The organism is Nocardiopsis listeri NBRC 13360 (assembly GCF_001570765.1).
GTDB lineage: Bacteria > Actinomycetota > Actinomycetes > Streptosporangiales > Streptosporangiaceae > Nocardiopsis > Nocardiopsis listeri.
Genome location: NZ_BCSH01000004.1, coordinates 1 through 14,183, shown reverse-complemented (window position 1 = coordinate 14,183; position 14,183 = coordinate 1). Strand labels below are relative to the sequence as shown.

Sequence of the window (14,183 nt, the reverse complement as noted above, 5' to 3'; positions counted from 1 at the left end):
CCTGGGGAGGGTCAGTCCACCAACCGCACCCGCCGGGGATCCTCTCGGTCCCAGGCGATGTCGACGGTGCCCTGCCTCACGAGGTCGTCCATCCCCAACAGTTCCACGTCGAGTTCTTCGCGGTACCGCATCCCATCGGCGCGGTACTCGATCACCACATAGGCCTGGCAGGATCCACCCTTGCTCTGGAAACAACCGCTTTCCACGATCTCGGCCCGCCCGAGCACCTCGGTTCCAAAAGCGGGGGCGACGGCACGATCACCCATCGGCAGGGTCGGGATCGTGACCGCGAGCGTCCCCGCGAGCAGTACGGGGGCGATCCAGCGGACGGCTCCGCGAGGCGCCGGTCGGAAGACCCGGGGCAGGGTCGTGACCGGCGCGACGTCGGCGTGCCGGTACAGGGCGGCGCGTAGAAGTGTGACCCCGAAGGTCAGGGATACGGAGGCGGGCACCGTCCATACTCCCTGACCGCCGCCCAGGGACGCCCCTACCATGACCAGGCCCGCCAGGAGTAGCACCATTCCGACGATGGCCGACGTCCACGGGCCTCGCACCGGGCGGCCGTCCTTCCCGGAGGCCGGTACCCGTTGGTAGCGCCGCTTGCGCTGTTCGATACGGGTCAGCGGGCCCATGGTCAGGGTTCGCACGCGACGCCAGAACCGGCCGGCTCTCAACCCACGCCGGTGGAAGAGTTCGAACAGGATCCAGATCACCAGCAGCACCGGAAACATCAGGAGGGCGGGTGACCAGGGCCGATCGGCCGCGAGGGCCTGCCCCGGATCGTCCACCCGATAGGTCACCTCCAGGGTGCGGGGGTCGTCGGGTTCGTGGTCCTGAGGCAGCCGAGCCTGGACGTCTACGCCCTCCTCGGTGGTGAAGTTGACGATCGTGGCGCCCGAGGAGACCTGGACGACGCTCGCCTCGGCGGTGCGGGTCTCACCAAGAGCGAAGGAGGCCTCGCGGACCGCTTCCGCCCCGGGGAAGGACAACAGGAGGGTGAACAACATCACCGGTATGCCGATGAGGAAGCCGCCAAGACATCCCGTGCCCCCGGTGTCTCGACGCGTCTCTTGGCTCTCGGCCAGCACACGGGTCAGTTCGAGGACCTCGGGGGTGGGCGAGGGACGTTCGGTCACCACTCACCCCGCAGGTCGGTGGGGTCGTCCGAGGACCAACTGACCGGGGCCTCGGCGGCACGGATGAGTTGCTCGGCCCGTTCCCTGGGCCTGGCGACGATGGTGTCCCGGTAGGTGAGTTCTCCGGCCTCGTACTCCACGGTGACGCTGTACACGCAGTGCTCCGCCCCGCCACGGCCACCGGTGGTCGGCGGTGACGGCCCGCTCCGGCGCGTCGGGGAGATGGAGGACGAGTCGTTCCGGTGGATCGTCGGGGGTGTGCTCGCCCCGGGCCGTGGTGGTGACCTCCGCGCCCTCGTCGGTGGTGAAGCGGACCACCGGTTCACCGTGATCGACACCCGTCACGACCGCCTCCACCGTGACTCCGTCCTCGAAGGCGGCACGGGTCATCGCCTGGTCGGTGGCCAGAGCGACGACCACTCCGATGAGGACACCGGACACCAGGACCACGACCTGGACGAAGAGGGGGTAGCGGTCCCTGGCCGGCGGCCGGGGTGAAAGGGATCGGCGGTGGGCTTCGAGTTCACGGGCGAGGTCGTTGAACCCGGGCGGCGGGGGGACACGGTTCACGGGGGATGCCTGTCCGGTCGGGACGACATGGGGAGCCTTCAAACCTGACCTTAGAACCCTCAGGTCACGTCTTCGACACCCTGAACCCGCGCGCCACCGCACTCACCTGATCGGGGGCTCCCCGACCAGACGGACGACGTCGGGTCGATCCGCACCGAACTCCACCGCCACGGTGTCTTGGCCCCGATGACCGTCAGCGTCTCGGCAGGACACACGGATCCGGTCCTCGTATCGCAGACCGTGGGATTCGTACTCCACGGTCACGTAACCCCGACAGCCGCCTCGTGAACCCCCTTGCCTGCCCGCGTCCAGCACGGTGGCCTCCACCACTCGGGAGTCCATCAGCGCCGCGTACCGAAGACCCATGTCGGTCACGAAGCCCACCGGGATCAAGAGGACCGCGCCCACGAACAGGACGAACAGGGGCCAGAACGCCCGTTCCCCGAACGGACGGCGCGTCCTGACAGCCTCACTCGATGGGGCGGGCCCGCCTCGAAGGCGCCGCAACAGTACGTATCCACCCAGGCCGGCACCGGAGACGACCAGGAACGCCAGTACGGCGGGGAACAGGTACCAGGGTGTGCCGGGATGGTCCGTTCGATGTGCGCGTTCGGGGTCCTCCGGAAGGTAGCGCACCATCAACTCACGAGGATCGTCGTGGGAGTAGGGGCCCGGAACCACGACCTGGACTCGACCGCCTTCCTCGGTCTGAAAACGCAGCTCGGCTTCACCGCGCACCACCCCCACCACGGTCGCGGTCGTCGAGACTCCCCGATCGGTGAAGGCGGCCTGTTCGTCCCGCTCCTGAAACGACTCCCACAACATCACGCCCAGCAGGACCAGCACGATCCCCAAGAGGAAGGCCACCAACAGGATGGGGCGGATGGCCCGTCTCCAAGGAGGCCATGGCGGTACCTTCTTCGGTTCGGGTGACACCGATGGCGTGGGGAAAGCCGGAAAGTCGGCCCGTTCCCGGTCCTTCTTCAGCTTCCACTCCGGGATCCTGTGGGGCTTGTCGGATCTTCGTTTCCTCGTCACCGGTGCGCCTTGTCTATTCGCAGGAGGTCAGAGGGGCAGGGCAACGAAGAGTCCCACCCAGATGAGCGCCAGGTCGCCCGGGATGTCCCGCCCGCGTTCGATCTCGCGGGGTTCTCCCGGATCGGCCTGGCCGGCGGCGAACCGCGACACCCGCTCGGCGTCCAGGTCGACCCCGGTGTGGACGACCGTCCCATCCCTCAGGTGCAGCCGCCGACCCTCGACCCGGTCCAGCGCCTCGACCGGGACGGAGGTGACGTGGATTCGGTGCACCACCTGGATCCACGTGCCCACCAAGCGCACCCGGGACAGGGACAAATGCAGCGCGTAGACGCCCAGGAACGCGACCGGAAGGACGAGGAGAAGCACGACGATCCGCCACACCAGGGGAAACGACTCAGACGACATCGGATTCGGTAGGCACCACAGCGTCATGCCGAATACGACCGTCGCGATGACGATCCCCAGGAGCGCCCACCCCGGGTTCCACAGGGTTCCTCTCTCCGGCACCGGGTGGAACCGCGCCGGGTCGCGGCGGCCGTCCGGCCCGACCCCGGACCGCAGCGCCCACCCTTCCCGCCCCTCCCCGCCAAGACCGACCGCCCCATAGGCCAGGGCGAATAGCCCCGCGTGGTGGAGGTCGACGTCGGTCACGATCGACAAGGTGAACAGGCAGAAGAGTCCGCTGCTCATGCCCCACCAGAGCATCCGGGAGTGGGGCAGGAACGCCGCCCGCAGCAGATCGCCCCGGGTCGGCGGTGGACCGTGGACGCGCACTCTGGCTGCGACGAAACGCCGGTGTTCGGACCACAGCGCCATCGCGATGACGACGACCCAGAACAGGAACAGCAACACAAGGGGGGTCCAGGACACGGAAAGACCTGTCCGGTCGGGGCACTGCCGTGCCGGTGGGGGATCCTTCGGCCACCCACCTTAGGGATACCGGGTCACATCCAGGACAACAGCGGACGCTCCCGACGAATCGACCCCACGCCTACTCCTGCGCCAACACTTCGGCCAGGGCGAGGGGCAGCGCGTCCAGCAGGTCCGAGGTACTGATCGGGGCGCCGTCACGCGCCAACACGGCCGACCGCCCGTGCAGATAGGCGGCGCACAGGGCGGCCTCCTGCGAGTGCAGCCCCGCCGCCAGCAACGCGCCCGCCATCCCCGAGAGCACGTCCCCCGAACCCGCCGTCGCGAGCAGCGGCGTCCCCGTCGGGTTGGCCACGACCGGCGCGCCCGGATGGGCGATCAGCGTCGTCGACCCCTTCAACAGCACGGTCGCGCGATACCGGGAGGCCGCGTGGGACACGTGTTCCAGCCGGCGCGCCTCGATGTCGGAGCGTTCGGTGTCGGGCAACAGCCGCGCCAGCTCACCCGCGTGCGGGGTCAGCAGGGTGTGCGCCGAACGGTCTCGGACCAGCGCGGCGAGGTGTTCCTCGGCGCCGACCAACGTGAGGGCGTCCGCGTCGAGCAGCACCGGCCGATCACCCTCCAACACCGCCTTCACCTCGTCCACTTCGGCGGGGTCGGTGCCTCGCCCGGAGCCGACCACGACGGCCGCGACGCGTCCCGGGCCCAGGTCGGCGCCGTTTCGCGGGTCCAGCCGCTCGCCGACCGTCTCCGGCCAACGGGCGATCACCTGGGAGAGCACCTGTTCCCCGCCGCCGTACCGGACCATCCCCACTCCGGTACGCAACGCCCCACCCACGCACAGGACGGCGGCGCCCGGATAACGATCGGAACCGGCTCGCACGGCGAGTACGCCCCGACGGTACTTGTCGGATTCCGCCCCCGGTGTGGGCAACAGCCGCGCGATGTCCACAGCCTGTGGACGGAGGAGGTCGGACCCCGGCAGCTCCGGGCCGAGACCGATGTCGACGAGGTGGACGCTTCCGGCCCGTTCGGCGCCGGGGTCGACGAACAGCCCCGGCTTGTACGTGCCGAAGGTGATCGTGACGTCGGCGGCGATCGCGGGCCCGGCGACCTCCCCGGTGTCGGCGTCCACGCCGCTGGGCAGGTCCACCGCGACCACCGGGGCCGGCGAGTTCACGGCCAGGGCGGCCAACGCGGCGTGGGGTTCGCGCAGGCCCCCGCGTCCACCGATGCCGACGAGCCCGTCGACGATCAGGTCGGTGTCGAAGAGCGCGGTCTGCACGTCGTCGGGGAGGGCCCCCTCCTTCGCCACGGTCAGGACGCGACCGCCCGCGCGCCGCAGCGCCGACACACCACCCGGGTGGAGCCGCGACCCGGCGGCCACCGCGCGCACGTGGGAACCCCGGGCGGCCAGGGAGGCCCCCGCGTACAGGGCGTCGCCGCCGTTGTCACCGCTGCCCACCAGGAGGGTGACCCGGGAGCCGTACACCCTGGGCAATATCCGGGAGCAGTGCACCGCCAGTCCGGTGGCGGCACGACGCATGAGGGCGCCTTCGGGCAGGCGGTCCATGAGCGTCTGTTCGGCCTCGCGGACGACGCTGACGTTGTGGGCTGAGCGCACCGGGCACCTCCGAGGGACGGTTCGGATCTCCCATCGTGACGCACCGGAGCCGAGTAACACCCGCCTCACCACACCCATAAGCGGTCGACTTTTTGGACATATCGCCCGTTGTAATGGGATCAGCACTAAGGGAAGTCAATTCTGGGGACAATGAAGGTATGCCTCGACCGAGCAAATACGTGTCCAGGTCCGATCTGGGCTGGGGCAGCTCCCCGGCCGACCAGGCGAACCCCCGTTCCGGCCTGGTCATCCACTACGACTCAGCCGACCAGAACCTGGCGGGCAAGGACCACTCCGCCTGCCTGTCCTACTGGCGCGGCACCCGTGACTTCCACACCGGCCCCGAACGCGGTTGGGCCGACATCGGGTACTGCGTCGACACCGAGACCGAGATCCTCACCGAGAACGGGTGGCGGACCTTCCGTGAGATCACCGCGGGGGACCTCGTCCTCACCCTCGACCACACGAGTGGCACCTCCCGTTGGCAGCCGTTGACCGCCGTCAACGTCTTCCCCGCCATGCCCCGCGAGCTGGTCCGGATGGAGGGGCCCGGCCATTCCTCCCTCACCACCGAACAACATCGCTGGCCCGTCGAACGCCCCTCCGCCGCCGGAGAACCCCAGCGGGCGTGGGCGACCAGCGCGACTCTGCGTGCGGGGGACCTGATCACGCTGGCCGCGCCCTGCCAGACACCGCCCACCGAGCCCAAGTGGCCCGATGCCCTGGTGGAACGGCTCGCGCGCGCCTGCGTGACCCGACGGACCAACGCCGACCACGACGACCCCCTCCCCGAAGAGATCACCGAACACGCCCCGGACGGGGTGCCCTCGTACGGGTTCCTGTCCGCCCTGACCGGCCCGCAGCTGGACCTGTTCCTGCGGTCCGCATCCGACACCGGCGGCGAGGGGTCGGGCAGGCTGCCCGCACCCACTCCGGCGGTGGCCGAGTCCTTGTTGTTCGCCGCCGTCCTCGCCGGGAGGGCGGCCGTCCGGCACGAAGGAGGGGACGCGAACCGGGTGGACCTGCTAGACCGGGACCGCTTCGCCCCCGAGGACGTCACCCTCACCCGGGAAGGCCACGACGGTCCCGTCTGGTGTCCCACCACCCCCGACGGGACCTGGCTGGCCCGCCGACGGGGCACGGTGTACTTCACCGGCAACTCCTTCATGGCGTGCCCGCACGGGTACGTGATCGAGGGGCGGGGGTTGTACCGCGCCCAGGCCGCCCAGCCCGGCGGCAACACCAGTCACTACTCGTGCACGCTCGCCACCGGCCCCAAGGACCCCATCACCCCCGAGCAGATCAACGCCGTCCGGGCCCTTCGGCAGTGGCTCATGGAGCCCGACACCTCCATCGCGGGCAGTGTCTCGGGGCACCGCGACTTCATCTCCACGTCCTGCCCCGGAGACAAGGCCTACAAGCTCGTACAGGACGGCACCTTCGCCAAGGACCCCGACGACACAGAGGGAGACGACGACATGCCCCGACACCGCAGGTTCGAGAAGGACGACGCCCAGTCCATGGAGCCCGGCGACTGGGTCAGTCTGGCGTTCGACCGGCGGCACGACGGCGAGACCGGCGAGTTCTACTCGCTCGTGGGGGTCGAGGAGACCGACGGCGCCCACTACGACATCTCCGTCGGGGTGGTCCTGGAGGACGTCACCCCCGGCGCCGAGGTGCAGATCCGCGCCACCGAGTACGAGTCCGACGGTGACGGCAGCTGGAAGATCGCCCGCAACCGCCCCCAGCACAGCCCCATGCACAAGGGTGGTCAAGGCCACTTCACCTACTCATGGAAGGGCAACCTGGCGGAGGGGCGCCGGGTCCGTATCCGTCTGGTCCAGTTCGGTGACACCCAGGCCCGGGTGGTCTCCGCGACCACGGACGTCTTCTACTGGCCCCGCTGATCGAACTTCGACATCCCGTCGGGACAGACGCCTAGGTATCTGGCCCGGCCCACCCTCCGTAGGTAGACTCAGACCTGTTCTGGTTACACGAAGAGGCCCCGGTTTGGTCACCGGGGCCTCTTGTGCTGTGCCTACTACGGGAGCACTCCGAGGAACGCCTCCCACTCTCGGTGGGTGAAGGCCAGATGACCGGCCTCGCGGTTCTTCGTGTCCCACTTGACCCTGACACAGAGGGGTACACCGAGTCACCGGAGTGGGGGTTCACCCGGGAAGAGCAAGCCATCCCGGCACTGTTCCTGGCCTCGACGTGGACGTGGCCGACCGACCGCAGGCTGGGGTGCATCTTGGCCCGGTGGGCGCTGGACCACGCGGCTCGCGGCGGTTTCCGGGTGGTGCGGCGGGGTACGTTCGCGCCGGCCTTGGTTCGCTACTACCAAGATGTTCAAGGGTGGTCCGTGGTTCGTGAGGTCGAACGCAGGCCGGGAAAGGTGTGCACGTTCCTGTCCCGAGCGGCAGAGCTCCGTACAGACGTGCACTCCTGAGCATGACAAAAGCACTTCCGGCCCGGGTGGTCTCCGCGACCACGGACGTCTTCTACTGGCCCCGCTGATCGAACGTCGACACCACGGCGGGACCAGCGGCCACCGAACCACATTCGATGCCGCCGATACCCGTACCGGGCGGTACTCCGCACGTACTACCGTGTGTCGTAGACATGCGGTCCGCTGACATGGGTGGACGTTCCGGAAGTACCCGAGCGGAGGCGACGTGGTCGACTGGCTGACCATGTTGATTCAGATGGTGTCGTTGGCGATGGCCGTGTGGTGCCTCGTCTCGACCTTCCGAGACCAGCCGATGCTGGTCCCCCACCTGGTCGGCATGGGTGTTCTGTGGCTCTTGGTCCTGGGCCAGGTCGGCGCGATGGTCTTCGCCATGGTCGGTGGTGACCGCCCCGACGATCTGGCGATGGTGGTCTCCTACCTGGCGACCGTCGCCCTCCTTCCTCCGGCCAGCGCGGTGTGGGGGTTCATGGAGCGCAGCAAGTGGGGGCCGGCGGTGATCGCCTTCACCTGCCTCATCCTCCCCGTCCTGCTGGTTCGCATCGAGCAGCTGTGGAGCCCCGTTGTCTGACACCGAGACCACGCCCCTGCCCCCCGACCGCACCCTGCGCACCGGGCCGGGGCGGCTTCTCGTGGCCGTGTACGCCGTCTTCGCCCTGGCGGCCACCGCTCGGGGCGCCTACCAGCTGGTGACGCGCTTCGAGGAGGCCCCGCTGGCGTACGCACTGTCGGTGTTCGCCGGTGTCGTCTACCTCGTGGCCGCGATCGGCCTGGCCCGCGCCGGCCGCACCTCCCGCAAGGTCGCACTGGTGTCGGTGTCCGTGGAGATGGTCGGGGTCCTGGTGGTGGGCGCCCTGTCCGAGTTCACCAGCGGGATCTTCCCCGAGGACACCGTCTGGTCGCACTTCGGCAGCGGCTACCTGTTCATCCCCCTGGTCCTGCCGGTCCTGGGGCTGTGGTGGATCCTCAAGGTGCACCGCGCCGACCGCGCCCACTCTCGGGAGTGACGCGGGACACAGTGTTACGGACCGCATAGTTCCGGACATCGCGGGCACAGACGTGTGCATGGAGGTACACACGCAGGCCCCCACCCGGCCTCTCTTTCCCTCATATCTGGGTGGCGGCGCGGTGTTCGCCGTGTCCCTCGTCCTGGTCTCGCTCGTTTGGAACGCGAACACCCCCTCCGTGGTCGGGCACCGCATCTTCCTGGTGCTGTGGCTGTCGGGCGCCGCGATCCTGGCGGTCCTCCTGTGGGCCGACGCGCGAACGCCCCGAGGCGCCTCGCGTAGCCTCGCCACCTTCGCCATCGGTCTCGTGGCGGCCACCGCCCTCAGCACCATGCCCTGGGCGAACCTGGACTCGGCCCTGTGGTACCAGGTATGGCTGTCGGTCCCGCTCCTGACCGGGCTGGGCCTGGTCGCCTTCCGACCCACCCCGCGAAACCCGCCCGGCGTCGACTCCCCGCACTAGGCTGTCGACCATGTCAGAGCCGACTCTTCCCGTGGCCGTATCCTCCGATTGGCTCCGCGAACACCGTGACCAGGTCGTCCTCGTCGACTCCCGTTGGTACATGGACGGTCGTTCGGGACGCGAAGCGCACCGGGCCGGGCACGTCCCCGGCGCCGTGTTCGCCGACGTGGACACCGATCTCGCCGCCCCCGCGAGCCCGGACGGGGGGCGCCACCCACTGCCCTCCGCCGAGGACTTCGCGCGCTCCCTCGGCGCGCTCGGCATCGGCGACACCACCACGGTCGTGGTCTACGACGACGCAGGGGGTTCGGTGGCCGCCCGGATGGTGTGGATGCTGCGCGCCCTCGGCACCCCCGCCGCCTTCCTCGACGGCGGCCTCCAGAGCTGGACCGGCCCGTTGGAGGAGGGAGAGGTGACGGTCGACCCCGTGCACCGGACCGCGATCCCGTGGCCCACCGACCGGATCGTGACCACCGAGGAACTGCGCGAGGAACTCTCCGCCCCCGACCGGCTGCTGTTGGACGCCCGCGTATACGGGCGCTTCACCGGCGCCGAACCGGCCCCCGTGGACGCGCGAGCGGGACACGTCCCCGGGGCGCGCAGCGCCGAATGGCCCGCCAACCTGGGCCCCGACGGGCTGTTGGCCGCACCGGAGGCCTTGCGCGAGCGCTTCGCGGCCCTGGGCGCGGACTCCGCGCGCACCGTCACCGCCTACTGCGGCTCGGGAGTGACCGCCTGCCACGACCTTCTGGCGTTGGAACACGCCGGTTACGGTCATACCCGTCTGTACCCGGGTTCGTGGAGCCGTTGGGGCGGGGACGAGTCGCTTCCGTTGGAGACCGGCGATCCTCGGGCTTGACCCCGACCGCACCGAACCACCTCTGACCGGCTCCGATACCATTGGGCCCGCGCCGACCCGCGCGGGCTTTGTCCTTTTCGCCCCCTTTGTTCGGACCACCGCCTAGGGTGGGCGGACGAGGAACGAAGGAACCGACGGCAAAGGGGCGTAAGTCAACCCTTCGACCACGCGAAAGATTCCCGAATCGCAGCGTTGTCGGAACCAGAACCCCTGTTCCGGCGTCACAGCGAACAGAGGGTCCCCGCCCCCCGGAACCGATATACGTGCTCCACCGCGAAACGAGGAACTCTGGTGATCGAACTCCTGCTCCTACTGATTCTCATCGTTGGGATCGTGATCGGAGTCCTGATCTACACGCAGCGCTCGCGCTCGCGGAAGCAGGACACCGCTCCCCCACCGCCCCAGGACCCCTTCGCCGCTTCCTCGACCACCGACACCGCCGGTGACCCGCGGGCCATCAAGGCCGGCGACATGATCGACTGGGGCACCGAGCGCACCTGGATCCGCGGCACCCTGCGCCTGTCCGAGGGCGGCTACACCTGGTCCGAGCACTTCCTGGAGGTGGAGGGCGGCAAGCGCTGGCTCTCCGTCGAGGAGGACCCGGACGTGGAGCTGGCCCTGTGGACCGGTCGCCCCGACCTGACCATGGTGCCCCAGGGCAAGAACATCGAGCTCGAAGGTGTCACCTACAAGCTCGAGGAGAAGGGCTCCGGCTCCTACCGCTCCGAGGGGACCACCGGTCTGAAGGCCGAGGGCGGCATGGACTACGCCGACTACGAGTCCACCGATGGCAAGCTGCTCGCATTCGAGCGCTTCGACCACGGGAACTGGGAGGTCAGCACCGGCGAGAAGGTCCACGCCGGTACGTTCACGATCTTCCCCGGGAGCTGATGCCCCCATGCGTGCGACCATCAGCGCCCCCTTCGTCGACACCAACGCCGACGACCTGGTCTGGACCCTGAACCACCCGCTGGTCGACCCTCTCGCCCTCCGCACCGTCCAGGTGTCGGGGCTGTCGGTCGAACTCCGGGTGCTGGGCGCCTCGCACCAGGTCGTCCTCGGTGCCGGACCGGGGGCGCCGGTGGAGACGGTCGCCTGTCTGCCGGGGGTTCCCGGCGGGCTTCCCGGCAACGCCGAGCACCCCCTGCCTGGGGTGGGCGACTACCGCTTCGACTCGATCGTCGAGTCATTGCCCCGCAACGAACTGGCCCGCCGGGTGGAGGGGATCCACCAGGAGACCTCGGACTCGTCCGGCGGGCTCATCGTCGCCTTCCCCGGTGACCCCCTCGCGGTCACCGCACTGCACCTGACCTCCGGCAATGGGACCTCGTTGCGTTGGCGGACCTGGCACGCCTATCCGCAAAGCGGCGAACTGGTGACGACGATCACGACCTTGACCCCCTAAGGAGGCCTTCATGTCCACGATCAAGACTCCACGACACAAGATCGCGGCGGTCGGTGGCGCCACCGTCCTGCTGCTGCTCCTGTCAGCCTGCGGCGGTAGCAACAGCGCCGATTGTCAGCCGAGCGACCGTTCCACCAGTGGTACGACCTCGTCGTCGTCCAACCGCACGCCGAGCCCGAGCCCGACGGCGAACCCGACCGCGAGCCCGAGCCCGAGCGCCTCGCCCACCGACGACTGCGACAACGGCCGCAACGGTGGCGGTGGAGGCGGAGGCGGTTTCTTCTTCTTCGGCGGTGGCGGAGGCGGTGGCGGAGGCAACAACAACTCCAACAGCGGGGGAAGCGGAAGCGACACCCGTGGTGGCGGATCGGGGTTCGGTAAGTAAGCCGAGCTCAGGCCAGTAGTCTGCCGTGTCGGGGGTACTTCGCGATCCCCGGACATACGAAGCCTCCCCCGACACGGACGAGACTATGAACGAAATCCTCACCAGCTCGCTCTACGCACTGGGTTACGGCGTGGTCGGCACGGTCATCATGGTGCTCGGCTACCTGATCACCGACCTGCTCACGCCGGGCAAACTCCACAAACTGATCTGGGAGGACCGGAACAGGAACGCCATCCTGCTGGTCTCCGCCAACACCCTCGGTGCCGCCATCGTGGTGGTATCCGCGATCCTGTCCAGCTACTCCGAGCTCGGACTGGGCGCCGGCCTGCTCTCGGCCACGATCTTCGGCCTCATCGGCCTGGTCGTGATGGCCCTGTCCTTCTTGCTGATCGATCTGATCATCCCGGGTCGGGTCAGCCACATGATCAGCGACCCCGAATGGCACCCGGCGACGTGGGTCAGCGCGACCGCGCACGTCTCCATCGCCCTGGTCGTGGCCGCCGCCATCTCCTGAACGGTGTTGCTTTGCGCCTCCGCTTCGCCTCGGCTTGTTCGGGCGCCCCAAAAAGTCGAACCTTCGCCACCTTTGGTGTGATGGTCAAAAGCGTGCCATCCCACCGCCGGCGGCTCCCCGGGTTCTCAGAGAGCGGGGCCTGACGGCGCCCGAACGCCAACCCCCGTAGTTCACGGAGTAAGTCCAGCCACTCTTCGAGAAAGCAGTAGTGTGACCGACACCCCGGCCGCAGAGGCCGCCGACCCAGACACCGCCGAGCCCGCGAGAACGCGACTGCCGGTGACACCGCGCCTGGCGCGGTTCCTCGTACTCCTGGCGGTGTTCATCTGTGCCGCCTGCGGACTGGTGTACGAGTTGGCACTCGTCGCGATCGGCAGTTACCTGTTGGGTGACACCATCACCCAGGCCTCCGTGGTGCTGTCGGTGATGGTGTTCGCCATGGGTGTGGGTTCGCTGCTGTCCAAGCGCTACCAGGCCCGCCCCGCCTTGGCCTTCGCCGTCATCGAGGGGCTGTTGTCCCTGGTCGGTGGTCTATCGATCCTGCTGCTGTACGGGTCGTTCGCCTGGCTGTCCGCCTCGGCCTACCAGCCGACCCTGGTGTTGTTGGCGTTCGTCATCGGCATGCTCATCGGTGTCGAGATCCCGTTGCTGATGACGCTGATCCAGCGCATCCGAAAGCAGGACGCCTCCGAGGCGGTCGCGGACCTGTTCGCCGCCGACTACGTGGGTGGGCTGATCGGTGGTCTGGCGTTCCCGTTCCTGCTGCTGCCGCTGCTGGGCCTGCCCAAGGGCGCGCTCATGGTGGGCGCGCTCAACGCGGTGATCGGCATGGCCGTGGTGCTGTGGCTGTTCCGATCCGAGCTCACCCGCCTCGCCTACGTGGGGCTGACCGTCGGGCTCGTGGTCATCGTGGCGGTCCTGGGGCTGGCCTTCTACTACGCGGAGCGATTCGAGGTGGACGCCCGGCAGGCCATGTACCGGGATCCGATCGTGCACGCCGATCGCAGTGAATACCAGGAGATCGTGGTCACCCAGTCCCTGGACGGCGTGGACACACGTCTGTTCCTCAACGGTGACCTGCAGTTCTCCACCTTGGACGAGTACCGGTACCACGAGGCGCTCATCCATCCCGCGATGGCCGGCCCGCGCGAGGACGTCCTGATCCTGGGTGGCGGCGACGGTCTGGCCCTGCGCGAGATCCTGCGCTATGACGACGTCGAGTCCGCGACGCTGGTCGACCTGGACCCGGCGGTGGTCGAACTGGCCAGGGAGGACCCGGTGATCCGCGACCTCAACGACGACTCGCTTCGGGACTCCCGGGTCGACGTGGTCAACACCGACGCCTTCCAGTGGCTGCGGGACAACGCCGAGGACTTCGACGTGGTCATCGCGGACCTGCCCGACGGCACGGACGTGGGCACCTCGAAGCTGTACACGGTGGAGTTCTACTCGTTGATCGGCCAGGCGATGACGGGCGACAGCAGGCTGGTCGTCCAGGCCGGGTCGCCGTTCTTCGCGCCCGACGCCTACTGGGGCGTCCGGCACTCCCTGGTGGAGGCGGGCATCGACGTCACCCCGTACAACGTGGACGTGCCGACCTTCGGCAACTGGGGCTTCTACCTCGGGACGCTGAACGGAGCGCCGGAGCTGCGCGTTCCCGAGGACGCCCCCGAGCTGCGCTACTTGGACCAGCCATTGCTGGAGGCGGCTCGGGTGTTCCCGATGGACCGCCGCGAAGAGGACGTCCAAGAATCCACGATGATGCATCCGCGGGTGATCGGCTACCACCAGGACCGACAGGCCTGGCGCGGGTACTGACCCCCCGGGGGGACCAGGAAACGACGT

Annotated in this window: 16 protein-coding genes and 1 pseudogene; 11 read left to right on the top strand and 6 right to left on the bottom strand. The window is 68.8% G+C overall.

Annotated features, from left to right (window positions below; translation table 11 throughout):
- Positions 1-11: 11 nt before the first annotated feature.
- Together NLI01S_RS01645 and NLI01S_RS25510 are read right to left on the bottom strand one after the other, a co-directional pair.
- A complete protein-coding gene (locus NLI01S_RS01645; RefSeq protein WP_157090914.1) occupies positions 12-1,136 on the bottom strand; it encodes a hypothetical protein in 1,125 nt (374 codons plus the stop codon).
- Positions 1,133-1,291 (bottom strand): hypothetical protein, encoded by a 159-nt coding sequence (locus tag NLI01S_RS25510; protein ID WP_157090913.1) that lies wholly within the window; start codon positions 1,289-1,291, stop codon positions 1,133-1,135. Before NLI01S_RS25510 ends, NLI01S_RS01645 begins: the two co-directional genes overlap by 4 nt.
- On the opposite strand from NLI01S_RS25510, the gene NLI01S_RS01640 reads away from it, so the two are divergent.
- Positions 1,278-1,634, top strand: coding sequence for a hypothetical protein (locus NLI01S_RS01640; RefSeq protein WP_157090912.1), 357 nt, complete (start codon positions 1,278-1,280; stop codon positions 1,632-1,634). The two genes, NLI01S_RS25510 and NLI01S_RS01640, sit on opposite strands and share 14 nt — an antisense overlap.
- Before the next feature lie 174 nt (positions 1,635-1,808).
- On the opposite strand, the gene NLI01S_RS01635 is transcribed toward NLI01S_RS01640, so the two are convergent.
- The 3 genes from NLI01S_RS01635 to NLI01S_RS01625 form a co-directional block, all read right to left on the bottom strand.
- Positions 1,809-2,573 carry a DUF3592 domain-containing protein gene (locus NLI01S_RS01635; RefSeq protein WP_157090911.1) on the bottom strand — a complete coding sequence of 255 codons (765 nt, stop codon included), beginning with the start codon at positions 2,571-2,573 and terminating at the stop codon, positions 1,809-1,811.
- A 198-nt stretch (positions 2,574-2,771) separates the two neighbouring features.
- Positions 2,772-3,614, bottom strand: a complete 843-nt coding sequence (locus NLI01S_RS25505; protein ID WP_157090910.1) for a hypothetical protein — start codon at positions 3,612-3,614, stop codon at positions 2,772-2,774.
- Between the two features lie 121 nt (positions 3,615-3,735).
- Positions 3,736-5,238, bottom strand: coding sequence for a bifunctional ADP-dependent NAD(P)H-hydrate dehydratase/NAD(P)H-hydrate epimerase (locus NLI01S_RS01625; RefSeq protein WP_067597976.1), 1,503 nt, complete (start codon positions 5,236-5,238; stop codon positions 3,736-3,738).
- 158 nt (positions 5,239-5,396) lie between these two features.
- Here NLI01S_RS01625 and NLI01S_RS01620 point away from each other — a divergent pair, with 158 nt between their 5' ends.
- The gene (locus NLI01S_RS01620; RefSeq protein WP_223809063.1) at positions 5,397-7,145 is read left to right on the top strand and encodes an N-acetylmuramoyl-L-alanine amidase; all 1,749 of its coding nucleotides are present in this window, start codon (positions 5,397-5,399) and stop codon (positions 7,143-7,145) included.
- A 134-nt stretch (positions 7,146-7,279) separates the two neighbouring features.
- Here the strand turns inward: NLI01S_RS01620 and NLI01S_RS26695 are convergent.
- Positions 7,280-7,351, bottom strand: a pseudogene (locus tag NLI01S_RS26695) (DUF397 domain-containing protein); the annotation flags it as partial.
- Between the two features lie 562 nt (positions 7,352-7,913).
- Here NLI01S_RS26695 and NLI01S_RS01610 point away from each other — a divergent pair.
- The 9 genes from NLI01S_RS01610 (at position 7,914) to NLI01S_RS01570 (ending at position 14,156) form a co-directional block, all read left to right on the top strand.
- Positions 7,914-8,276 (top strand): hypothetical protein, encoded by a 363-nt coding sequence (locus NLI01S_RS01610; protein ID WP_067597969.1) that lies wholly within the window; start codon positions 7,914-7,916, stop codon positions 8,274-8,276.
- Positions 8,269-8,712, top strand: coding sequence for a hypothetical protein (locus NLI01S_RS01605; protein WP_067597965.1), 444 nt, complete (start codon positions 8,269-8,271; stop codon positions 8,710-8,712). The genes NLI01S_RS01610 and NLI01S_RS01605 overlap by 8 nt, the downstream gene beginning before the upstream one ends.
- 58 nt (positions 8,713-8,770) lie before the next feature.
- A complete protein-coding gene (locus tag NLI01S_RS01600) occupies positions 8,771-9,175 on the top strand; it encodes a hypothetical protein (RefSeq protein ID WP_067597962.1) in 405 nt (134 codons plus the stop codon).
- A 10-nt stretch (positions 9,176-9,185) separates the two neighbouring features.
- Positions 9,186-10,034 (top strand): sulfurtransferase, encoded by an 849-nt coding sequence (locus tag NLI01S_RS01595; RefSeq protein ID WP_067597959.1) that lies wholly within the window; start codon positions 9,186-9,188, stop codon positions 10,032-10,034.
- Positions 10,035-10,325: 291 nt separating this feature from the next.
- The gene (locus NLI01S_RS01590) at positions 10,326-10,925 is read left to right on the top strand and encodes a DUF4178 domain-containing protein (protein WP_067597956.1); all 600 of its coding nucleotides are present in this window, start codon (positions 10,326-10,328) and stop codon (positions 10,923-10,925) included.
- A gap of 7 nt (positions 10,926-10,932) precedes the next feature.
- Positions 10,933-11,439 (top strand): DUF2617 family protein, encoded by a 507-nt coding sequence (locus tag NLI01S_RS01585; protein WP_067597953.1) that lies wholly within the window; start codon positions 10,933-10,935, stop codon positions 11,437-11,439.
- A 10-nt stretch (positions 11,440-11,449) separates the two neighbouring features.
- Entirely contained in the window at positions 11,450-11,824 is a 375-nt protein-coding gene (locus NLI01S_RS01580; RefSeq protein WP_067597950.1) for a hypothetical protein, read from the top strand.
- 85 nt (positions 11,825-11,909) lie between these two features.
- Positions 11,910-12,338, top strand: coding sequence for a DUF350 domain-containing protein (locus NLI01S_RS01575; protein ID WP_067597947.1), 429 nt, complete (start codon positions 11,910-11,912; stop codon positions 12,336-12,338).
- A gap of 210 nt (positions 12,339-12,548) precedes the next feature.
- Positions 12,549-14,156, top strand: a complete 1,608-nt coding sequence (locus tag NLI01S_RS01570) for a polyamine aminopropyltransferase (protein WP_067597944.1) — start codon at positions 12,549-12,551, stop codon at positions 14,154-14,156.
- Positions 14,157-14,183 lie beyond the last annotated feature (27 nt).